This is a genomic window from Oleiphilus sp. HI0061, assembly GCF_001635675.1.
Genome location: NZ_LWFE01000969.1, coordinates 1 through 23,644 on the forward strand (window position 1 = coordinate 1; position 23,644 = coordinate 23,644).

The following is a 23,644-nucleotide window of genomic DNA, read 5'->3' on the forward strand; positions in this document are numbered from 1 at the left end:
CAAATAACGTCTCAGTTAATGGTCAGAACATGCTCTAAATCAATTTAAAAAAATATCGTTGGTTATTAATTTATATCACAATTCCGACGCTTAACAAGTTTAGCACTGTGTGTTTTCGTAATTAGCAAAGACTAGCTCTGCTACTTATGAAACACTTATAAGTCCCAAATCACCTGGTCTGATTTCTTTCTAAGTGATTCGAGGTATTTTTCATGAGACGCAGCTTCCTCTGTATTGGCAGCCAGAACAGGTAGAGGCTTGCGTGTACCGGGTAACCTTCGAATACCTCCGGCGCCACCTTCATCTGTCTTTTCCTTATCTAGCAACAAGCTAGTCTGCCCACCACTTAGTAATAAATAAACATCAGCGAGTATTTCGGAGTCCAATAAAGCCCCGTGCAGTTCACGGTGACTATTATTGATCCCGTAGCGTTTACATAAAGCATCCAGATTGTTCTTTTGCCCCGGATGCTTCTCTCGCGCCATGGCTAGTGTATCTAATACACCACAGTAATTTTCTACCGGAGGGATCTTGTTGACCAAAAGGTTAAATTCGTGGTTGATAAAGCCAACGTCAAACGCCGCATTATGGATAACCAGTTCAGAACCTTTTATATACTCAAGAAATTCTTGGGCAATATCAGCAAACAAAGGCTTATCAGCTAGAAACTCATTCGTTATTCCGTGGACATCTATCGCTTCTTGCTCTACGACCCGCTCTGGGTTGATATACACATGGTAGTGATTTCCTGTCAGCTTACGGTCAATCAGTTCGACACAACCAATCTCGATTATCCTGTGGCCAAGCTGAGGATTTATACCGGTGGTTTCTGTATCAAGTACGACCTGCCTCACCCTTCAACTCCATCAATCACATGAACCTTACCAATACTGTCTTTTCGAATAACCGAGTCAACTCCGAGATTGGCAAGCTGGTCAGCCATTTCATTACCTGGATCACCACTATGACCTTTCACCCAAAACCATTTTACCTCATGTGTTGCGACTTGCTCATCCAACGCTTTCCATAGCTCAACATTCTTTACTGGCTTTTTGGCTGCAGTTTTCCAGCCATTTTTCTTCCAACCTTTTATCCACTCAAGCATCCCTTTGCGCATATATTGGGAGTCGGTATGTAAGTGAACAACACTAGGTTTCTTTAAGCTTTCGAGCGCCCGAATTGCAGCAAGCAGCTCCATTCTATTGTTGGTTGTATCAAGCTCACCACCATAAATCTTTTTCTGATGCTTCCCGCTTGTTAATAATGCTCCCCAACCTCCCGGTCCAGGGTTGCCTTTACAGGCTCCATCGGTATAAATCTCTATCATTCTTCTTTATCTTTCTCGTTATAAACTGAAAAGTCTTGTTCCAAAACCCGAGCGTGCCGTGAGCTTGCCAAAGGCATTCCTACGACCTTTGCACCTCGACGCCATTTTGAGTAGGAATTGATTCGTGAACCGACCTGTTTTTGTGCCGATATCAAATAGTATGCGCCTAGGGGGACTTTTGTATTGAGCACTTTATCGAGCCACAAAAAACGCCTAAATAAACCTGCATTATTAAAAGGCAGGCCGTAGTAATGGTATTTAGTAGTTCCCACCCTAAAATCGAGCAAATTCAACCAATCTTCGATTCGCTTACCACCAATAAAACAACTATTCCAGGGTGCTTGCTGCGACCTCCCTAACAACCTCCTCACTCCCCAAGTACTGAGAGGGTTAAACCCAACTATCACCATCGTACCAGAAGACTTGAGCACCCTGGCTGCCTCTCGCAGGGTTTGATGAGGCGCACTGGAAAAATCTAGTGCATGGTGCAAGATAACAACATCTTGGGTTTCGCTTTCTAATGCCAATTCCTCAGAAGAAGAAATAATAGAGTTTTCAGGTAAGTCCGGTTCCCACTCTGGCAACACATAAAATTTATGCCCCAAGCTACTTGGGTTACCTACTGGCACCCTATGCGAGACACCTATCTCAGCCTGGTGATAGCCAAACAAGCGATGTATTTTATTTGCTATATTACGCCGTTGGTCAGCTAATAAACTACGTCCTAAAGCACTCTGAAACCACTGTTCCAGTTGCTGTTGTTTAGAACTGTTAGCCTGTGCATTTTTATCCAAATCTTGTAACCCTGACATCGCAAAGCTCCCGCAGCGTGCTCGCAACAAAGCAGACTCTATCTAAAGTAGCTTTAATTTACCCAGTATTCATTCTAAGCTATGACAAATCAACCTAAGTGAGAGTTATCATATGATAAAAGTTCATGGCATACCTGCTTTTTCAGACAATTATATCTGGTGTATATATGATGACGCGAGCATGCAGGCTGTCGTTGTTGATCCTGGCTCATTTAGTGACACTCAAGATTATTTGAATTCACAAGGGCTAGACCTAGTAGCAATTCTTATCACTCACCACCACCCTGATCACACGGGAGGCTTGGCAAAACTTAAAGATCAATATGACTGTAAAAGCTTCGGCTCATCTCACTCAAAAGTTGAAGGTATCGATGAGCAACTGTCTGAAGGCGAAGCGATCAGCTTACTTGGCTTACAATTCAAAAGCCTCGACGTTCCGGGTCATACGCTTGATCATAATGCCTACTATTGCGAACAACTAGACGCATTGTTTTGTGGGGACACACTATTCTCAGGTGGTTGCGGTCGCTTATTCGAAGGCAGTGCTGAACAAATGTATAACTCGCTTGGAAAAATCCGCTTACTACCGAAGACGACACGCATCTTCTGTGCACACGAATATACATTAGCCAATCTAGATTTTGCACTGAGTCTAATGCCAGACAACCAGGCACTACAAAACTACTTAGTAGAAGCCACCGATTTGCGTAAGCGTGGCTTATCCACTATCCCCTCCACACTAAAAACAGAACTGGAGATAAACCCGTTTTTTAGAAGCAACGATCCAGCCTTAGCTTCGAATGTTAAACAACTATTCCCCAATACGAATAGCTGTGAGCCAGATATTTTTGCCGCAACAAGGCTCGCGAAAGATCAGTTCTGACCATAGTAACAACGGGTTAGCACTTACAGAGTTAAATTTGTTACTAATTATTTAGCTCCAAGCAGTTGACCCTAAAGCCCCTACTTCATAGACTGGGCGGGAAAACTTGCTTAACGCCTAACAAAATGTGTTCCTTTTCTCGCAGCAGTAAAATAGCCACCCAATCGATATGCGTCATTTTCCTCTTATAGTTCTACTTTTGCTTATTAACGCTTGCGCGAGCTTTGATTCGTCGCGCGGACAGCTTGCCCCCCCTAGCTCGGTGCCGTCAGTTTCCAGCAACACAACATCAAACAAAAGCGAACCTACCCCCGACATTGAGAGCAAGGAAAACACTCAAGTAAGCGAACAAATCTCAAATACTCAAGAAAGTGGCATTAAGCAAGCGTCAACTGCTAGTAAAGCAAAGCTCCAACCCTCCCCAGAGCACACCAGTACGACACCAGCTAGTAATTCCGACAACGAAGCACTAACAGCACCACCCTATTTAATCTCTCAAATATTTGACGAAACGGTGGAGCCAAAAGAAAAGTTTTTCGTTAGCGGCCTTTTGAGCAGCCCAGATGAAGATCTATTCAGTAGTTTTGCTCTGAATAATAAGCTTATCGACAGCGCATCTGCCGAACATAACAAACAGCAGAATCGTAACTACGAGCAATACGGTTTTATCACTCCAACTGATGAGCTGGAACAGAAAGTCAATCAGGAGCTTCAGCTTCTTCGTGATAGACCTAGCCATAACCCTGACCAAGGCGACCTGCTTGACGATATTCGAAAGCACTTTACACTCGACCTGACTCTTGACAACAAGCGCATTCAAAGCCAGTTACGCTGGTACGTAAACAACCCCAATTATCTAGACCGAACCTTTAAGCGCTCTTCACGCTATCTTCACCATGTGGTGCAAGAAGTTAAGAAACGTAAACTACCGATGGAACTAGCACTACTACCTTTTGTCGAGAGTGCCTACGATCCTTTCGCATACAGTCATGGCCGTGCTTCAGGCTTATGGCAGTTTATTCCAGGTACCGGGAAGATTTATGGTTTGCATCAAAACTGGTGGTACGATGGACGACGTGACGTATTAGCATCGACTCAAGGAGCTCTCGAATACCTGAGTTACTTAAGTAGACGATTTGACGGCAACTGGCTCCATGCTCTTGCATCTTACAACTCTGGTTCAGGCCGCGTTAGTAAGGCGATAAAGCGCAATAAAAAACTAGGAAAACCCCAAGACTTCTGGTCTTTGAAGCTTCCAAGAGAAACCCGCGCTTACGTCCCTAAACTGCTTGCTCTTGCCAAGATTGTAAAGTCGCCTGAAAAATACAACATTCAATTCCCGAAAATCGCTGATAAACCGTACTTTGAGACAGTTCAAACTGGCGGGCAGATCGATCTTGCCCAGGCAGCTACCCTGGCCGGCATCGATATAAAGGAAATATATAAACTCAACCCAGGATTCAATCAGTGGGCTAGCGCCCCCATGGGGCCTCATCGTTTATTGGTACCTATTGAGAGCGCCAAACAGTTTAAAGCCGCGCTGACTGAGCTACCTCCAGAAAAGAGGCTCAACTGGACTCGCTACAGTATAAAACGCGGTGACTCCTTAATTCGCATAGCAAAGAAATTCAACACAACTCCAGCCTTGATTAAGCAAGTCAATCAGCTGCGCTCTAACACGATCAGAGAGAAACAAAAATTACTTATCCCTGTTGCATCTGAAGGTAAAGCTTATTACAACTTAAGCCAGCATAATCGACTCAAGCGCAAGCAAGACAAAATATCCGGAAGCCAAGGCAGCAAGAAACTACGTTATAAAGTACGCTCTGGAGATACCATGTGGGATATTTCCAGAGCTCACAAAGTAGGCGTTCGCTCTCTAGCCAAGTGGAACGGCATGGCACCCACTGACCCGATTAAGCCAGGTCAGGAATTAATTATCTGGTCACTTAAGGATGTAGGTAAAGCAAGCATGCCGCTACCGTCTTTTAGAGATAAAAGGCAAATGATCAGAAAGATTGGCTATCGAGTAAGAAAAGGTGACTCGCTCGCTCGCATCGCAAGTAAGTTCAGCGTAACGATTAATGACCTAGTAAGCTGGAACAAGCTAAACAAGAAAAAATATCTACAGCCAGGACAGAAGCTAACCATCTACGTAGACATAACAGCTACTTAGGCCCCGTTACCGAGGCTAGAATTTATTTTAACCTAGGAAGCCACCTCTAAAATCATTCAGACAATAAGTACTCACTAAATTCGATAAAGTGGGAAACAGTTACCTTATCTACTGGAATCATAGACTTATCAGCGTCAGCGCTATTTTCACTTAATTCACTCATCATACCTTTCACTCTTTCAAGCGTTTCACGAAGCAAGCTGACCATTGAGTCGCGCGGAGATTCAAACACTCCCATTGAATCATTCATCTGATTAAAGTGATTAACCATATCTACAATAGGTTGATACCGCTTTAGGTTTGATAAGTCATTCGTTCGACCTTCTTGTGAACTAGAAGGTGCACCATAAGTTCTTAACTCTTCCGCTACAGTCTTGGACAAGTCTAAGGAAAAGGATGCAATTTCGCTGGAATCAAACCCTACACTCATCGCTGATTCAAATGCATCCTGAAAGCGGTCTTGAAAAAATAATTCCGTTACATTACCTAGCTGCGACAATAGCTCGTTAATTGCCGTAAGCTCCGATTCATCCAGCTCCCCTTCGACACTATATTCAAACGACTTATCGCCGGACACAGCCACGCCTAGAGAGTTTCCCGAAGACTGGTAAATAGAGGCAAATGTATCACTCAAACGAATCGAGACTTTATCGCCATCCCTGGTCGTTAAGGAAAACTCGGTACTATCATGACTTGCATATTTGTACTTGGAAACAGCCTCGAAAGACTCTGGCTTAAGCTGTTGTTCATTGACTTTCTCTGGCGTAAAAAACTCGTAAACATTTAAAGCTTGCTGGGAGGTTTTAGCCTCAGTATCTACAGGAGTGTTAGTCGAAGCCGCAACTTCATTTCTAGCGCTCTGCTTGCTCCCTTCAGCTAAGCCATCTGCAGCACTCAGATGTTTTCCTTCAATATCATCTACCCCCTCATCAACCAAATGTCGAGACTGAGCTATTTCCTCCTCAAGCTTTTCATCCATCAAACCCAATGCGCTGATATCTTCTTTAGCGGATGAAAAGCCCGCCTCAATCCCTTTTCGAGCCTGACTTAATAAGTCACCAATTCTCGACTCATCCGCCCCGTTTCTGAGCTCGCTTTCAATTCGGCGTTCGACAAAACCGAGCACAGTATGAGCCACATCTGATGGAGAAGGCACTTTAAACTCAAACTGAGGTTTTTCGATAGTAATATTGAAACTAAAGTTTGTCTCTATCGAGCGGGAGAAAATTCTCCTTCCACTATCGGTACCGGCTTCTAAAAGCTGAGTTTCAACGCTTGTTTGCATACTTGCACTTAGCTTTGCAGAGCCAGTGCTTTCAGCTATCTTACTGGCATCTAGCGAGCGGTGCCGCGACAGCCCACCATCGTTTAGCTTGTCAATGTTATCTAATGCGTTCATACAAAACCCTCTAAAATCCGGTTGACCTCATAGCTATTATCGTCCGCAAAAAGATTTTCTTTAGGCATTCTTTTATAGAAAAGACATCTAAAGCAAGAATCTGTTATATTCCACGCAATTCACCAACTTAATGCGATTACTATGAATAAATTCCCCGAACCAAGCGACCAATACATGCCCGCCACACTCCTTCGGCGACTTCTTGCGTTTTTTTATGACAGTATCTTATGCATAGCTCTCACCATGACCATCACCATGATCTATATGGCGATTAGCCATAGCCTTATTGGTGCCGAAGAGTACAAGCAAATTAATGAGTCAGGCCAATCGCTTAAGGACCCACTACTATCCTCAACGCTTTTTATTTCCCTATTTCTGTTTTTTGGTTATTTCTGGACTAAAACCGGACAAACCCTTGGAATGCAGGTTTGGCATTTACGCATACAAAATGAGGACAACACATCAATCAGCTGGAACCAAGCCCTTGTCAGGTTCTTTGTCGCCGGAGTTTCCATTGCCGCATTCGGTCTTGGCTACCTTTGGGTATTCATCGATAAGAAAAATCGAACCTGGCAATGCATCGCATCTGAAAGCAAAGTTATACGAATTCCAAAGCGCAGCTAGACTCTAAATAAGTCAAACCAGCTTTCTCAGGTCAAAAAAAAGCTCTCGACATAATCGAGAGCTTTTTAGACAACAAACAAAAAATTAATCGTGAGCAGAGATAATCCAGTTTGTAGTCGACTCCATATCAGTAATAAACAACTGACCGATTGACTCACCAGTATCGCCGAATGAGATAGAGTGGATATCAATATCACCCTTGAAGCGCGTATTGATTGCAATACCATCCACAAAAGGATTACTACCAGCAAGCAGACCATCTATATTTAAAACAGCATCTTTAACTGCATAGATTTCACGAATAGAGTGCGCAAAACTAAATGATGAAGTGCCATCCAAACCTGTCAAATCGCCACGCTCATTGTGAATTTCCATGTCAGAAATCTGAACACCGGCAATATCAATATATACATCCAGATCTGTAATCTTAAAGTAACGACCCCAGTATATTTTGGAGTCAGCCTTACCCGTATTACCACCTAGAGGTCCAGATCCATCAAAGCCGTTACCATTGTTCTCAAGATGTAAGTCATCAGGACCTAAGTAACCCTGGATACCTAATTGACTAATCAAGGTAGTTGTACCAGCAGCACCTTGGTCGGGACCCTGACCATCAGTATCTAGACCAGCAGAACCTAGCTCATAACTTGAACTTGCCAAGCCAATTGCATCGATTTCAAGACGAAAGTCGACAGCATGCTCTAGGACTAGCTCTGCAGTATGAAAATCGTCTAATCCAAATCTACCGTCAGCTCTATACTGATCGATACCGCCTTCTGAAGCCCAGCCATCAGTAAAGTCAAAATGGATTACCAAATCACCATCACCATATGTGCGCTTATCGTCAATTACAGCGTTATCACGAGTTGAGTCAATACCGTTTGCAACACTAACAAACGTCGTATCAGTATTCCCATCATTTACATACATCTGAGCAATATCACGCATATTGGAAAAACCATATGCAAGCTCATTATCACCGTCGGTACCATCACCGGCGATGTCAATCTCAAGCCGTAAGTTGTCAAGCATCGTACCTGCAGAGCCCGTACCATTACCCAACGAGTTACCACCCATACGGATACCTTGAATCAACAAATAGCCTGCATCGTGATATGCGAACTCTCCGATCTCCCACTGACTTTCTACATCAAGAGTAAGACCTGCCTGACCCGTGACGTCTTGTAGACTATCTTCATCAAGCATTTGGACTTCGGCCATCACATTTGATGACAAAGCAGAAACTGCCGTCACCAAAGCCAACCTCTTCAAGCCTTTCATTATTGTATTCTCCTACTTTTTTTATTGTGCCGGCCTTCAGCTCTATTTTAGTCCAATCGGGATATATAGACTTTGTACCGTTAGGCGCCCCTTTCTTTCTTAAATACAGCCCGCATCCATGCATACACAAACCTGTGCCAAGGTCCTACAATCCACCCTTGACCCAAGGACTACTACATACGCATTTTATCCAGTCTAGTTGCTGCTTGAATAATACGCGAATTAACAACCTGGTTCAATCATGGAAAGTCTGTGTGAGACACTGCTCTCACTCCAGCTCAACGTGCCCTTCGCAAAAGGAATATCCCTGCTACCAAACATACCGAAATAGGAATAACAGTCGCATAGATTGGATTAAAACCAAACACAATTGCACTCGGCCCTAACAGGTCTTGTGCATACTTGAACAACAGTCCAACCACTACCCCTGAAAACACCCTAAACCCCATCGTGACAGACCTAAGAGGCCCAAATACGAACGATATTGCCACCAAGACCAATACTGCCGTTGAAATTGGCTGAAACGCTTTCTTCCAAAATGACATCATATAAGCGTCAGAGTTTAAGTCCTGAGCTTCAAGATATTGAGAATAAGTATATAAACCCGATATAGATAAGTCGTCGGATGAGACAACCAACACACTAAGCACCGAGGGAGACAAGTCTGTTTGCCAAGTTTTAGTTGGGAAATGATTGACGTAAGTGCGCGCCCCTTTAAAGCTTGTTTCAATAACAGACTCTAACTGCCAAGTACCACGCTGAAAAATAGCACGCTTCGCAAACACACTACTTTCAAGCTGATGATCAGCATCATACCTCTGCAACGACACACCATGAAGCACACCGTTTGATTGCACGGCATTAAAGTGCATAAAAGTATTACCCTCCCGATGCCACACCCCTCTATGACTGGCAACATTTTGCTCTGCCCCCTGGAGAACCGCTCTACGACTCTGAGCTATACCTTCCGTTACAGGAGCAACAAACTCCCCCAAAAACAAACCAATAAGCACAACAACTATTGCAGGCTTCATCGCAAAAAAGACAATCCTTCTGGTCGATACACCCGCTGCACGAATCACCACCAACTCGCTATTTTTGGCAATTGCACCCAAGCCTATCAAGCACCCCATAAACGCCACCAAAGGCAAGTAGTCATATATTCGTCGAGGCAGGGTCGTCAGTACGAACAATGCGGCATCAATAATCCCGTACTGCTCACTCAAATCATTCACTTCCGCCATAAACGCAAACAAAACATCTAACGATAGAACAACCGCCGCAACCAATAGCATGGACGCCGCCACTGTTTGCACAATGTAACGATTAATTCTTCTCATTATTGTTCCCTAGCGCCATATATAATCTGCTAAAAAGCGTTTTCAAAAGTGCCTTATGGTTAATCAAAAATATGCCCTAATATCAGAAATTTGCTGAAGAACGATGCAGTTCATCATTTGGCTTGCTATTCTATGACGATACACGTTTTCAAACCACCTCATTATGTGCTTCAGCACTAATGACCTTCGATACGATAAGAGACAGAAATGAATTACAATATTGTCGATACCGCGATTTCATCACTAAAAGCAGACAGCCTATGCATAGGCCTATACGAAAATCAGACACTATGTGAGCAAGGCAAAGTGCTCGACAAACTTCTTGATGGGCAACTAAGCCAAAGCATATCGCAATTCGACATTGATAGTGATTCAGGAAAAAGCTTCTTCCTACCCCTTCGTAGCGAACACGCTAATAGCGTTATTCTTTTGGGCATGGGAGACAAAAAGAAGTTAAACCTAAGCAGCCTAAACAAGGCCTTCAGCGCATTAGCAAGTCAAGCGAAAAGCGCCAAAGTAAAATCCTTACACTGCTTTTTGGACAATACTATAGATGGCACAGACATTAGCGCCAGACAACTCGCAAACAGTCTCGTTCGCTCAATTTCTGACCAGCATTACACTTTCGATCAGTACAAAAGCAAAAAATCTCCGGCCATCATATTGGAAAACATCAGTGTCGTCTGCTGCACTGCAGACCAACAAGCCTTGAGCGAAGCAACTGTGATCGCTCAAGCTCAGGCGAGAGGCATGGCTACAACCAGAACGCTTGGCAACCTACCCGGAAATGTCTGTACACCTGCTTACCTAGCAGAGCAAGCACTAGCGCTAGCAAGCAGAAGTAATAACTTTGAAGTAAAAGTACTCGAAGAATCTGATATGGAAGCACTAAACATGGGTGCATTTTTATCCGTATCCAAAGGTAGCTCAGAACCAGGAAAAATGATTATCCTTGAGTATAAAGGTGGCAAAGAAGGCGATGCGCCACATATGTTAGTCGGCAAAGGCATCACCTTTGATACCGGAGGAATTAGCTTAAAACCTGGCCCGCAAATGGATGAAATGAAGTATGACATGTGCGGTGCCGCGAGCGTTATCGGTACGATGACTGCAATTGCCGACCTACAACCCAAAATGAATATCGTCTGCATCATTGCAGCGGCTGAAAACATGCCGGCTGGACACGCCTCCAAACCTGGTGATATCGTGACAACAGCTTCGGGTCAAACAGTAGAAATTCTAAACACCGATGCAGAGGGCCGCCTAGTTTTATGTGACGCCCTAACCTACGCCAAAAACTACAAGCCCGCCTCAGTTATCGATATTGCGACACTTACTGGTGCTTGCATTATCGCGCTTGGGCACAGCACCTCTGCCGTGATGGGCAATGACGACACCCTGGTCGATGAACTTCTGCAGTCAGGCAAAGAGGTAAACGATAAAGCGTGGCAATTACCCATTTGGGATGAGTATCAGGAACAGATCGAAAGCCCCTTTGCCGATATTCAAAATATTGGCGGCAAAGGCGCAGGCAGCATTACCGCTGCATGCTTCTTGTCTAGGTTCACCAAAGAATACAAATGGGCTCACTTGGATATCGCAGGTACAGCTTGGGTATCAGGAGGAAAAGACAAAGGTGCAACAGGTCGTCCGGTTCCTTTGCTACTGAACTATCTGTTAAGCAAAGCGTCTTAAATATCTAGCAAGACTATTGAGTTAATTACGACAGCGACAACAAAAGCATGCCCAGAATAGACCTATACCTCTTAAATGAAGCCAACTTTTCTGAGCAAATTGCTTTTTGTTGCCGTTTAACGGAGAAAGCCCTGCAACAACACAGTCGAATTCATATTCAGACTGTGGACGCTATTCAAAACGAAGCACTAAACAGCGCTTTATGGACTTTCAAACTCGAAAGCTTTATTCCTCATAGTCTCGGTCAAAATGAGTCAGAAAGCAAAACCGCGCCAGTCATCATCGATGACAAACCATTAAAGTCATCACTTCAAAAAGACGATTCTTTGCTCATCCTCCTACGAAAGCAGTTACCCGAGCGCTTGGAAGATTTCAGCCGTTTGTGCTTAATCATTCCGAATATTGAAATCGAAATTCAGGACGCACGTACCTTATACAAGCAACTAAAGAGCCTTGGCCATGAGGTTCATATCCACGATCTACGGAAAGCTTAGGGAAGTCTTTGCTTTTTTAAGCAACTATATTAAGCAAGTCCCTAGCTTCAGCTCGCTCACGCCATGTATAATGTCGGCCATTTTTTATCGTATGCCAAGCGAAAGTCAGGCACTCGACCTCTAGCCATTTTTAACGAGTAAGCATCAACGATTATGGATAAGACCTACCAACCTAGCGAAATAGAACAGTCTTGGTATAAAACCTGGGAAGAAAGCGGCTACTTCAAGCCTTCAAATGAAGGCCAGCCCTACACCATTATGATTCCGCCACCGAATGTCACCGGTAGCTTGCATATGGGACATGCCTTCCAGGACTCTATTATGGATGCCCTAACCCGCTATCACCGCATGAAAGGTCATAACACTTTATGGCAGGTCGGTACCGACCACGCGGGTATCGCAACTCAAATGGTTGTTGAGCGCAAGCTTGCTGCTGAAGAAGGCAAAACTCGCCATGACCTCGGACGTGAAGCCTTTCTCGATAAAATCTGGGATTGGAAAGAAGAGTCCGGTGGCACAATTACCCGTCAGCTTCGTCGTTTAGGTGCTTCTGTCGATTGGGACCATGAACGCTTCACGATGGACGATGGCTTTTACAAAGCCGTTCAGGAAGTATTTGTTCGTTTATACAAAGATGACTTAATCTATCGCGGCAAGCGTTTGGTAAACTGGGATCCTAAGCTTCACACGGCTATTTCAGACCTGGAAGTCGAGAACAAAGACAAAAAAGGCAATATGTGGAACCTTCGCTATCCACTAGCCAATGGTGAAAAAACCTCTGAAGGTAAAAACTACTTAGTCGTCGCAACCACTCGCCCCGAAACCATGCTGGGTGATACAGGCGTTGCAGTCAACCCTGAAGATCCACGTTACAAAGACCTGATCGGTAAGTTTGTAGAATTGCCTCTTGTTGGTCGTTTGATCCCGATTGTGGGTGATGATCATGCCGACATGGAAAAAGGCACTGGTTGTGTAAAAATAACACCTGCGCACGACTTTAACGATAATCTAGTGGGTAAGCGCTGCGGCCTAGCGATGATCAATATCTTCGATATTGATGCTGCCATCCTTAAAGAAGCAGAAGTTTACGACACTGAAGGCCAAGCTTCAGATGCTTTCGATACAGCCCTACCCGCAGAATTTGCTGGCTTGGATCGATTTGAAGCGCGTAAAGCCATCATTGCAAAATTTGAAGAGCTTGGCTTATTAGAAAGTATTGATGATCACAATTTGGTTGCACCCTACGGCGACCGCTCAGGTGTTGTCATCGAACCACTTCTTACAGACCAGTGGTTCGTTCGTGCAGGCCCGCTAGCTGAACCTGCAATACAGGCAGTTGAAGATGGCGAGATTCAGTTTGTTCCCAAGCAATACGAAAACATGTACTTCTCCTGGATGCGCGACATTCAGGACTGGTGTATCTCTCGCCAGCTTTGGTGGGGACACAGAATCCCGGCTTGGTACGATGCTGAAGGTAATGTTTACGTTGGCCGCACTGAAGAAGAAGTACGTACTGAAAACAATATTGATGCTTCAGTTGAACTGTCTCAAGACGAAGACGTTCTCGACACCTGGTTCTCTTCAGCACTCTGGACTTTCGGCACACTAGGTTGGCCAGAAGCAACGGAAAGGTTGAAGACCTTCCACCCAACAGATGTTTTGGTAACGGGCTTCGATATTATTTTCTTCTGGGTTGCCCGCATGATCATGATGACCATGCACTTTATGAAAGATGAAAACGGTAAAGCCCAGGTTCCGTTCAAATATGTATACGTAACAGGCCTTATTCGAGACGAGCATGGTGACAAAATGTCCAAGTCGAAGGGTAACGTACTCGACCCGCTCGATATGATTGACGGCATCGACCTTGAATCTCTGGTTGAAAAACGCTGCGGTAATATGATGCAGCCCCAGCTTGCTCAAAAAATTGAGAAGCGCACGCGCAAGACCTTTGAAGACGGTATCTCTGCACACGGGACCGATGCACTTCGTTTTACCCTATTCTCACTGGCTTCGACGGGTCGTGATATCAACTGGGACATGAAACGCCTAGAAGGCTACAGAAACTTCTGTAACAAGATCTGGAACGCTGCACGTTATGTGCTCATGAATACTGAAGATCAGGACTGTGCTCAGAATTCTGACGATTATCAATTATCTTTAGCTGACAAATGGATCATCTCGCGCCTTCAGCAAACCGAAGCATCCATTGAAAAATCTATTGGTGAGTTCCGTCTAGATATGGCCTCACACACTTTGTATGACTTCATCTGGAATGAGTATTGTGATTGGTACCTGGAGCTTTCCAAGCCGATTCTAAACAGTGACGACAGCGACGAAGCGCTTAAGCGTGGCACACGCCGCACACTGGTACGAGTACTTGAAGCTGTACTAAGAATGGCTCACCCCTTTATCCCTTATATCACAGAGGAAATCTGGCAGCGTGTTGCTCCCTTGGCCGGTCAGTCTGGCGCAACCATTATGACTCAGCCTTACCCTGAAGCAGATGAGTCGAAAGTCGATGAAAAAGCACTGGGTGACGTTGAGTGGCTAAAAGGTGTCATCGTCGCAATACGAAACATTCGTGGTGAGATGGATATCTCTCCTGCCAAGGCAATTCCCGTTCTACTGCGTAACGGCAATAATGAAGATCAGCGCCGCTTCCAGGAAAACGAAGGCTTTGTTAAGTCACTCGCCAAGCTCGAGTCAATGAGCTGGTTAAATGACGAAGAAGCGCCTATGAGTTCAACTCAGTTAGTCGGCTCTATGGAAGTCTTGGTACCAATGGCCGGTTTGATCAACCTTGATGCCGAGATAGCTCGACTCAATAAAGAAATCGATAAGGCGGAGAAAGAAATTAAGCGCCTTTCTGGCAAACTGAACAATGAGAAGTTCGTAAGCAATGCGCCAAAAGACGTTGTAGAGAAAGAGCAGGCTAAGCTGGAAGACGCGCAAAGTAGCCAAGCCAAGCTGGCTGAACAGCTCGAAAAAATCAAGGCCATGTAATTGGCCTTGAAGCTACACATAATGGGTGCCGGTGCAATGGGCTGTCTTTGGGCAGCTCATCTGCACTGCGGATTTTCAGGGGCCTCTGGCCCGCATGTTAGCTTTATTGATAAGCGAGCATACTCAAACCTGTCTATGCGCAAGGAACTTTCCTTCTCTATTAGCAGCCCCTTCCTGGCTCACATTCCAGAAAATACCCAACTAAGCTTTAGGCTAGAACAAACACCGCAAACAATCGATTGCCTACTTGTGTGCACCAAAAGCTTCGATGCCCTTCCCGGCCTTAAAAAGCTTGGTGAAGCCATCACAGATAAAACCCTATTAGTGTTATTCCAAAATGGCCTGGGTAGCCAATACGACATTCTAGAAGCCTTTCCTGATAACCCTATTTTCGCCGCCGTCACGACTGAAGGCGCTAATCGGGTTTCTTCAAATCAAATTGTCCATGCAGGCTCCGGCCTTACGCGCGTCGGCCCCTTAAACAAAGCTGCAGAATCTAACGATGCTGCCCGAGCGCTACTTAATTACCTTCAGCCACCCGCATTAGACAAGACGCTAACACTCCAATACGAAAAGGACATATGGCAGGCTTTGTGGCACAAGCTCGTGATCAATTGCGCTATTAATCCCTATACAGCGCTACTAAATTGCCCGAATGGCCAAGTACGGACATCACGACGTTTTATTGAAGGTTGGCCAATACTGAAGCTAGAACTTAGCGAGCTGCTAAACACAGCAAGCTACCCTCTTTCCGGTGATGAAATCGAAACGCTGGTTTTCGATGTGATGCAAAAAACCAGCACAAATATCTCCTCTATGCTACAAGATATTCGCGCGGGTAAACGCACTGAAATTGATGATATCAATGGCTTTGCAGCCCGGTTTTTGGCTCAGCATACCTTAAGTAGCGAAGTGAATAGTTATTTGGCGAGCAAGGTTAAGGCTCTGCCTACACATTGAACCATCGAGTTCACAGAGCGCTTCGCTGCACAGAGGAAAGATAACACCCTAAGACTTTAGCTGAGTATTCACTCCAAAAAAGCTTTTTCCAGAGCCTGCGTATCGGCCCATATATCACAACGCTGTTTAGCCCGCGTAAGACCGGTATATAATAGCGAACGCGATAAAAGTTCTTTAGCGTAATCAGCAAGAAGAATCCCGACACGCTGGTACTCTGAGCCCTGACTTTTGTGCACCGTCATCGCGTAAGCAGGTTGCCAGGCTTTGAGCCTTTTCGGTGATACGATAATGCTCTCGCCCGAGCCTTGCGGCACCTCCACCTGAAACTTTCCCGTACTACCCGGCTCATGATTACGAGCAACGACAAAGCCAATATCACCATTAAAAACACCCAAGTCTGCGTGATTTTTAGTAATAAGAATGGCCTTACCATGATACAGGAAAGATCCGGTATCAACATTGGCGGAATAGTGCCCCGGTAGCATCGCCAGCAAACTTCGTTCAATATAATTATTCATAGCGATCACACCCTGCTCGCCCTCATGAGTCGAACATAGCAATTGGAAGTCAGCAAAGGCACTATTCAATGCTGCGATATCTGCTTGCTTCTGCACCGCCTCAAAATAGCTTTGATAGGCTGCCGTGATTGAGTGATGAACTTGCTGAGCATTCATTTCAGCTTGGTTTTCACCCTCTTGATAGTCGAACCATCGTACCTGCTTGTTATTGCTATCTAAGTGGCGACTAATGCAAAAGTCATTTTGAAAACCGATAAAATTACCGGCATTAATTTGCTCGGCAGCGCGCTTAAGTTCTCCACCAAAGCGGTAGGTCTTTCTCAAATAGCAAAGCGCTTGATTAATGCCTTCACTCGCTACTTTTTTGTCGACAGCTGGAGTTAGAAAGACTCCTGACTCATAGCCAGTCAGACTTGCCAGACGATCGGCAAATTCGCTACTATAAGACATATCCTCAAAACGCCTAACCGTCTCTGAGAATACCTCGCCCGGCTCCACGGGTGGCAGCTGATAAGGGTCACCCATAAAGATCACTTGTGTGGTGTCAGGCACGGTTTTGATTAACGCATGCATTAAAGCCAAGTCGATCATTGATGACTCATCAACAATCAAGATATCAGCTTCAGTAAGTGCAATTTCACTCCGCCCCGAAAAGAGGCTCTCTGCGTTAAGTTTTTCTGAATAAGAGTGTTGCGAAGGTAAAGCTTTATGGTCGATTAAGAAACGGTGTATCGTCTCACCATTAGCAGGCAAACACGCGCTAAGTGGAAGCATATCTGAGCCTTCTAGCACAGCCTGCTCAGTTTCGATTCGCTTAAGTTGGAAGGCGATTGAGTCCGCTAGACGAACGGCAGCCTTTCCTGTCGGGGCGAGCAACCTTACTTTTGCTGGTCGGCCCAAACGTAGCCTGAATGATTGATCGACCAAGTGCAACAGGCTTGCTGCTGTGGTGGTTTTTCCGGTACCGGGTCCCCCAGCAATCAAAGTTGTTTTTTGCAGCAAAGCATGTGCAGCTGCAACGGCTTGCCAGTCTGGTTTCTCGTCTGAGTCCACACCATTTAATGCAAACATGCTTTTTAAACACTGACTCAAACGATCCAACTGAGACTCGCTGAGTGCTTCGTCACTCAGGCTTTCACTGCTCACCCTTTTCGCTAACCAAGCTTCGAATTCACACTGTAGATTCCAATAACGAGTCAAATACAGCTTATCACCCGAAACAACCAAGGGCTTGACACTCTGTTTTGCATGCAGCCTCTTATGAGCTCTCGCTTGTGAGAAGTCATCGACGACGGAGAGCTGCAATAAGCTAGCTTTGAAGTCGTGATCAAGTCCTATCTTATGAGCTGACAAGGCAATACAGATTTGCCCCTTACTCGTCGCGTAGGACAGTTCACAGATTAAAAGCGCTAAGCTGCTGGCATGCTGTCGCTCTTCTTCTAACAAACCTTTAACCACAAACTCTGCGGCGTAAAGATCAAGCCAGCGATATGCAGTATTTTGTGCCTCGACCTGCTGAGCAAGGTTTTTCAGTACAGGCGTTTTAATTAAACTCATGCGCCCTCCAAATGCAGGTCGAGTGCTTCTATCAAAGCCGCTTCAGGTTTGATGAAATAGACACCCGTTTGCGATGCGCCCAACTCGTTCCCATCAGAGTTAAGTGGCATACCACGAAGATAGAGATAATATACACCACCAAAATCTCGTTCATAACGATAAGCAGCTCCCAAGCGTGCTTTTAGATAGCGATGTAAGGCAAGACTATAGATGAGGTACTGTAAGTCATAGCGGTGATCAAGCATCGCTTCAGAAAGTTTGTCGTGCGTATAATCTTCAAGTTGATCGCCTAGGTAATTCGATTTGTAATCTAGCAGAAAGTACTGCCCTTCTTTGACGAAAACCAAGTCAATGGCGCCTTTTAAGTGCCCTTCAAATGAAGCAAACTCAAGTGTTGGAACGGTCGACGCGTACGACTGAAGCAATTCATTAATACGCCCGATTTGGCAGCGCTGAACTTTAAAGTAAAACTCCATTTCTGCTTGAAAGTCACTTAGTGGCAATTGCGATAAGGAAAAGTTGTCGCTTAGCTTGGCATCTAGAATATTTTTTAACCACTCGCTTAAATAGGCAGACCAAAAAGGCAAAGCGCCTTCATCAACAAGGCGACTTAATGACAGTTTTTCTGCAATCATGTCTCGTAGGCTCAGAGGCTGGCCATCTGAGCGTAGTTTGGTGAGCGGCTGAGCCGTTTCGAATTCAATACTTTCAAACAAGGTATGTAAAAAAGTACCCGCCTTACTACCTCGGGGAAAGTCAAAAATGCTTAACTCTCGCTCTTCGCTTTCCGCTACGGGCTCTTTCGACGGCGTGCGACTATTGGAGCCTGGTGATGTCGTAATATGCTGACGCGCATGGCTTTCCTGCATTAGCCCGGTAAAGCTTTGAACTCGCCATTGGCTACTCAACCCTCTATCTAGCAGTTCACAAGCAATCGCCTCTTGCCGACCCTTGTCACGACCCTGTTCTGATTTAAAGTGCGCAAAACGATGTTGCTTTAGGCTCTCGCTTAAATCATCTTCGTCGAGTAAGTTAAATTGAATGACACCATTTGATTGTGCAGCCAAACCCTCTAAAGCCGAACGGTAGTTATCCTCGTCCAAACCTTCAAGTATTGCTTCACGGTCAAGCAGATAAGCCCAGGCAGTTTTCGCTACCCCCAAACTAAGTACGCCCGCGCCTTTATAAAAGTAGGTACCAAGGAAGCATTGATATTTTGCTCGTGTCAGTGCGACATATAATAAGCGGATATCTTCAGCCAGCCGCTCTCGGTCCACCAAACTGACATTTGACTCTTGCTTGAGTAAGTCGAGGTTTAACTTGCCGCTCTGATCATAAAACCACGCCATATCAGCACCACGGCCTGTGAATACAAACGGTAGAAAGACATAGGGATACTCTAAGCCCTTACTTTTGTGAATCGTGACGATACGAATTAGCTGTTCATCACTTTCAAGACGTAGACGACTCTCATCATCAGCCAGTACCGACGCTGAAATATTCTGACGAAACCAACGCAGTAGCGCAAAGTGACCACGTGTGACTTGCGCCTGACTTTGTAATAACTCCGCTAGCTGATTAACATTACTAAGGCGTCTTTCCCAGTCCTGGAACTGTGAGGCATCCTGGTGCCAAGATGCATAGACACCCAAGCGACTCATAGCGTCACGTATCGCGGCTAAGACTCCATGGCGATTCCAACATTTATGCAAGTCATTAAACAGCTCAAGATAATACTCCAAAACACTATCGTTATTTCGAATATCCAAGAGGCGTTCGTCGTCGATGCAAAAGAATAATTCAGACAGACAGCTCATTAGCAGATACTCATCACCCGGCTCTGCTATCGCTGCAAGCAAGCGATAAATGGCCTGCGCTTCTTCACTATCGTAAATATTGCTCTTGCCTTCGTAGCTTGCACTTAAGCCATAGCGTGCAAGGCGTTGCTTAACTAGCTCGGCCTCTTTTCCTGAACGAACTAATACGGCAATGTCTGAGTAAGCGGCCTTTCCTTCAGTCAGCAATGCAAGAATTTGTTGGACGCAATGATCGGCAAGTATGGAGGTCATCGCTTTTATATCACGTCCTTCAGGTCTTACTTGAGTGATGCAAAACGCAGGCTGACCACGCAAGTGCTCGGGTGTACTCTTCGCCGCGTTTACAGCGTTAAAAGGGATGTCTTCTGCGATAAATGGATTCGATTCGCGCTGGAATACCTGATTTACTGCTGTGACCATCTCAGGCGAAGAACGCCAATTGGTATCCATTGTGAACTGGTGGCCACGCGGGTGTTTGTCAATATCCTGCTTAGCTCTGAGGTAGGTGGCGATATCCCCGCCTCGAAAAGCATAGATTGCTTGCTTAGGGTCACCAATAAGCACCATCGAGGCATCTTTGCGAGACTCAATGCTTGACGAGAAAATACTCGAAAAGATATGGTATTGCTCACGATCGGTATCTTGAAATTCATCAATCAACGCTACTGAAAAGCGCTCGCGCACCGTATTAATTAATATATTACGTGTATCTTCGTCAGACAAAGCATTCGCTACGTTCAATATCAGGTCATCAAAACTGACAGCTTGTTGCCGTTCTTTCTCTTCATTGAACCGTTTACTGATCTCCTGGAAGCTTTGCACCAAGAACACTTCGCGTGAGCCAACTGGAAGTTTTCTCAGGTGCGCTTCTACAAAATTGAAGTAGGCATGCTCTGGAGGCACTCCACCCTTCTTCACGTCTTGGCTTAAATACCCTGGAGTAAAGACTTCAAACAGATTCTTACGTTTACTGGCTTTAGGAAAGTCGAAACTTGTGAACTCGGCTTCGCACCATTCGCGAATCAAAGTGAGCCATTTATTCTTATGGTTCACGCCTTTTAGCATTGATTCAGCGACAAGTTTCTGTACTTCATCGATGCTATCTAAGGTTCGTGAGCGAAGTGTTTGATACCAATCAATTGTGGCATGGTAATGCTGCTCCCAGGCTGAAAGACCACCCTCAAGTACAGCTGGTGTGAATACATCTGGTCGTCTATTAATCAAAGGTTCAAGAGACGACATCAGTTCTGCAGGCGTCGCCCAGTTACTATAGACCTCTAGTAACAACTCTTGTGGTAGAGCAAAGACTTCCTGGCGCCAGTAATCCTCACAGACCCGCAGCAACAGAGGCTTGGTGTCTTCCATCAGGTTTTGCGTAAAAGCGACATTTAAATCTAATGCATGACGCGCCAGAAGCTGCTGACAGAAACCATGAATTGTATGGATTTCAGATTGGTCTATTTGACGTTCTGCGATTCTTAAACGAAGTTTATCTGCCTCAATATCCGATGATTGTTGGTACAAATAATTCAGCACCTCATCGTCACTAGGTTCACCATTTAATACCTGGGAAAGCTCCTGAATTCGTGCACGGACTCGATCACGAAGCTCTTGCGTTGCTGCCTCGGTAAAGGTCACTACCAGAATTTCATCTACCCCGAGCTTTTGTTCTAGCAAATAACGTAAGTAGAGATTGGCGACCGCATAGGTTTTCCCGGTTCCTGCGCTCGCTTCAATTAGTGACAATGAATCAAGCGGGAACTGACAGAGGTCTAGCGTTTTCATTTTAGAACCTCCCCTTGCAAGTCGGTGAAAATAAACTCTTCTTTATAGGCAGCAACTTGCTTAACAAGTCGCTGCGACTCTATATCAGGTAAAACTCGAACCTCGGCGTGATCAGTATAAAGGCAATAGCGCTGCCAATAAGGGTCATCCATTTCACCTTCACGCGCGTTGTAGCCCTGTTTGTTACCTTCAAATATTTTTCTCGCTTTTGACTCGCCTTCAAATATCCAACTAAAGGCAGTCTTCGGTAGGAATGGCAGTGCTTCTTGCCCTGTTAGCGTAAAGAGCTCTAGCAAACCCTCCATATAAGATTTTGCGTCAGCAGCACTCAATTCAGGAAAGATCGTTACTTGCTCTGCATTAATCAACCTTGACTCGGTTTTTAGCTCAAGTCCCGTCTCGTGACCCGGTGCAACTTGATGGTGAAATAGATAGTTGACCACAACATGTTTTACCCAGCTAGAAAAGAACAACGCTGGCGAACTCCGGCTCAAACTAAACTCGCAAACAGCGCTATCCAGTAGGACTAGTGAACCAACTATGCGCTTACCAGAAAGCTGGAAGTCGATAACCAAAGTTGACGCTTCTTTCGCTAAAGCTCGCTCAATATAGGTAGATAAATCGACAAGTTCATCCTTCGCTTGAGCAAAGTAAGTTTCATCTAAAGGTGCTTTTGGCAGCCTCCCTGATAAGCGCCACTGATCAAAACACGCTTGTGTAAGCGTGTCAGAATCGACTTCCTTATGCATGTCCTTGACGACAGTTCTTAAGATATCACCCTTTAGTGCATAGATATCCAAACGGTCCAATGCAAAGGCTTCACTTTCTTCCAGATCATCTGGCAGTTTGCTAACCTTCAAACCAAGTATTTTCTGATAGTAGTACTTAAGAGGTGAAGACAAGGCGCTAAGCAATTCTTCCAAAGACAGACTTTGGATCTGTATTTCTGTTTCATCGTCTTCGACGAGTTGATCACTTTGAGGCTCAGCAAACATATCGAACTGATGTAATGGAGGCGCGTCTATTTCCAGAACATTGGCATTTGTTTCATCCTCTTCTCTAGACTCAAGTTCCAAGCCTCTGGAAAGGTCTTCCTGCTTTGGCGAAAACAGTGTCATCCAGTCCATGTTGTAGCTTTTGTCTAGTATTTTTTCACTGTGCGATTCAGAAACTTTTTCACAATAATAGTCGGAGTGAAAAGCTTGCAGGCGGTGCTGCTTGGTCCACAACTCCACTACATCGGCATCTGCTTCGTTCTCTATTTTAAAATACGTGCGGCAATAATCCTGTAGCTCACTCACTAGTACAGAGGGGTAGCGAATAGAATTATCGCTAATATTGCGACCCGTATAGCTGATATACAGATAATTCCTGGCACTCAGCAAAGCCTCCAGAAACAGGTAGCGGTCATCATCACGTCGTGAGCGGTCGCCAACTCGCCCCGGAGACCGTGCCATTAAGTCAAAGCTTGGTTTGTTTTCAGGCCTTGGATACTTTCCTTCATTCAAACCCAATAAACACACTAATGAAAACGGTACGCTGCGCATTGGCATCAGAGTACAAAAATTAATACGGCCAGAAAGAAATCGTTGCGAAACCTGCTCTTCTTCCAACACTTGCTTCACTTGCTGGGCAACGATGGAAAATGGCAAAGCTTTTTCATAGCCAGTAACTCTAAACTCATCACTTAAGGCTTCTAGCGCCTTTGCCATTGCCTGAGTAACACTTTCGTGCAAGGTATCCTGATCAAGCCATAAACGCCAGACATCTGCTATCGTAGCCAAAGCATCAAGGGGATGTTTTTCACCCGCTTGCATTGAGAGCGTTTGCTCAACAACGTCAATAAAGCGAACAAACTTACCCACCAATACCTGCTGATCTGAGCCGAACACCTCTTCCGGTATCACTTGTTCACCCGCAAAACTGGCGACAGGAACAGGCCCGAGAATATAGGCGCTTAGCAGGCGTTT

16 protein-coding genes are annotated in these 23,644 nt (G+C 45.1%); 7 read left to right on the forward strand and 9 right to left on the reverse strand.

Features of this window, described 5'->3' with window-relative positions; translation table 11 throughout:
- Positions 1-155: 155 nt before the first annotated feature.
- From dnaQ to A3735_RS11275, 3 genes are read right to left on the reverse strand one after another with little or no spacing between them, the layout of a single operon-like run.
- A complete protein-coding gene (gene dnaQ / locus A3735_RS11265) occupies positions 156-854 on the reverse strand; it encodes a DNA polymerase III subunit epsilon (RefSeq protein WP_068634073.1) in 699 nt (232 codons plus the stop codon).
- Positions 851-1,327 (reverse strand): ribonuclease HI, encoded by a 477-nt coding sequence (gene rnhA / locus A3735_RS11270; protein ID WP_068510651.1) that lies wholly within the window; start codon positions 1,325-1,327, stop codon positions 851-853. The genes dnaQ and rnhA overlap by 4 nt, the downstream gene beginning before the upstream one ends.
- On the reverse strand, positions 1,324-2,139 hold the full coding sequence (locus A3735_RS11275) for a class I SAM-dependent methyltransferase (protein ID WP_068638081.1): 816 nt from the start codon (positions 2,137-2,139) through the stop codon (positions 1,324-1,326). The genes rnhA and A3735_RS11275 overlap by 4 nt, the downstream gene beginning before the upstream one ends.
- 112 nt (positions 2,140-2,251) lie before the next feature.
- Here A3735_RS11275 and gloB point away from each other — a divergent pair, with 112 nt between their 5' ends.
- Both gloB and A3735_RS11285 read left to right on the forward strand, forming a co-directional pair.
- Positions 2,252-3,022: a hydroxyacylglutathione hydrolase gene (gloB, locus tag A3735_RS11280; protein ID WP_068507824.1), complete on the forward strand. Its 771-nt coding sequence runs from the start codon at positions 2,252-2,254 to the stop codon at positions 3,020-3,022.
- A 199-nt stretch (positions 3,023-3,221) separates the two neighbouring features.
- Entirely contained in the window at positions 3,222-5,198 is a 1,977-nt protein-coding gene (locus tag A3735_RS11285) for a LysM peptidoglycan-binding domain-containing protein (RefSeq protein WP_197473230.1), read from the forward strand.
- A 52-nt stretch (positions 5,199-5,250) separates the two neighbouring features.
- On the opposite strand, the gene A3735_RS11290 is transcribed toward A3735_RS11285, so the two are convergent.
- The gene (locus tag A3735_RS11290; RefSeq protein ID WP_068638083.1) at positions 5,251-6,597 is read right to left on the reverse strand and encodes a DUF5610 domain-containing protein; all 1,347 of its coding nucleotides are present in this window, start codon (positions 6,595-6,597) and stop codon (positions 5,251-5,253) included.
- A 141-nt stretch (positions 6,598-6,738) separates the two neighbouring features.
- On the opposite strand from A3735_RS11290, the gene A3735_RS11295 reads away from it, so the two are divergent.
- Entirely contained in the window at positions 6,739-7,221 is a 483-nt protein-coding gene (locus A3735_RS11295; protein WP_068552993.1) for an RDD family protein, read from the forward strand.
- Between the two features lie 84 nt (positions 7,222-7,305).
- Here the strand turns inward: A3735_RS11295 and A3735_RS11300 are convergent, their stop codons facing one another.
- Positions 7,306-8,502, reverse strand: a complete 1,197-nt coding sequence (locus A3735_RS11300; RefSeq protein ID WP_068552994.1) for a DUF6160 family protein — start codon at positions 8,500-8,502, stop codon at positions 7,306-7,308.
- Positions 8,503-8,780: 278 nt separating this feature from the next.
- On the reverse strand, positions 8,781-9,842 hold the full coding sequence (gene lptG, locus A3735_RS11305) for an LPS export ABC transporter permease LptG (protein ID WP_068552995.1): 1,062 nt from the start codon (positions 9,840-9,842) through the stop codon (positions 8,781-8,783).
- A gap of 207 nt (positions 9,843-10,049) precedes the next feature.
- Between lptG and A3735_RS11310 the strand changes: the two genes are divergently transcribed.
- The 4 genes from A3735_RS11310 to A3735_RS11325 all read left to right on the forward strand — a co-directional run bounded on the left by A3735_RS11310 (position 10,050) and on the right by A3735_RS11325 (position 15,997).
- Complete coding sequence (locus tag A3735_RS11310; protein WP_068634075.1) at positions 10,050-11,537, forward strand: leucyl aminopeptidase; 1,488 nt, start codon at positions 10,050-10,052, stop codon at positions 11,535-11,537.
- 47 nt (positions 11,538-11,584) lie between these two features.
- Entirely contained in the window at positions 11,585-12,031 is a 447-nt protein-coding gene (locus A3735_RS11315; RefSeq protein WP_068507836.1) for a DNA polymerase III subunit chi, read from the forward strand.
- 153 nt (positions 12,032-12,184) lie between these two features.
- On the forward strand, positions 12,185-15,037 hold the full coding sequence (locus A3735_RS11320; protein WP_068552996.1) for a valine--tRNA ligase: 2,853 nt from the start codon (positions 12,185-12,187) through the stop codon (positions 15,035-15,037).
- Positions 15,038-15,043: 6 nt separating this feature from the next.
- Positions 15,044-15,997 carry a ketopantoate reductase family protein gene (locus A3735_RS11325; RefSeq protein WP_156490266.1) on the forward strand — a complete coding sequence of 318 codons (954 nt, stop codon included), beginning with the start codon at positions 15,044-15,046 and terminating at the stop codon, positions 15,995-15,997.
- 68 nt (positions 15,998-16,065) lie between these two features.
- On the opposite strand, the gene recD is transcribed toward A3735_RS11325, so the two are convergent.
- The 3 genes from recD to A3735_RS11340 form a co-directional block, all read right to left on the reverse strand.
- On the reverse strand, positions 16,066-18,072 hold the full coding sequence (gene recD / locus A3735_RS11330; RefSeq protein WP_068507843.1) for an exodeoxyribonuclease V subunit alpha: 2,007 nt from the start codon (positions 18,070-18,072) through the stop codon (positions 16,066-16,068).
- Positions 18,069-21,674 (reverse strand): exodeoxyribonuclease V subunit beta, encoded by a 3,606-nt coding sequence (recB, locus tag A3735_RS11335; RefSeq protein ID WP_068507845.1) that lies wholly within the window; start codon positions 21,672-21,674, stop codon positions 18,069-18,071. The genes recD and recB overlap by 4 nt, the downstream gene beginning before the upstream one ends.
- Positions 21,671-23,644 (reverse strand): exodeoxyribonuclease V subunit gamma (locus tag A3735_RS11340; protein ID WP_197485869.1); only part of this gene is annotated, 1,974 nt, incomplete at its 5' end. The genes A3735_RS11340 and recB, both read right to left, overlap by 4 nt.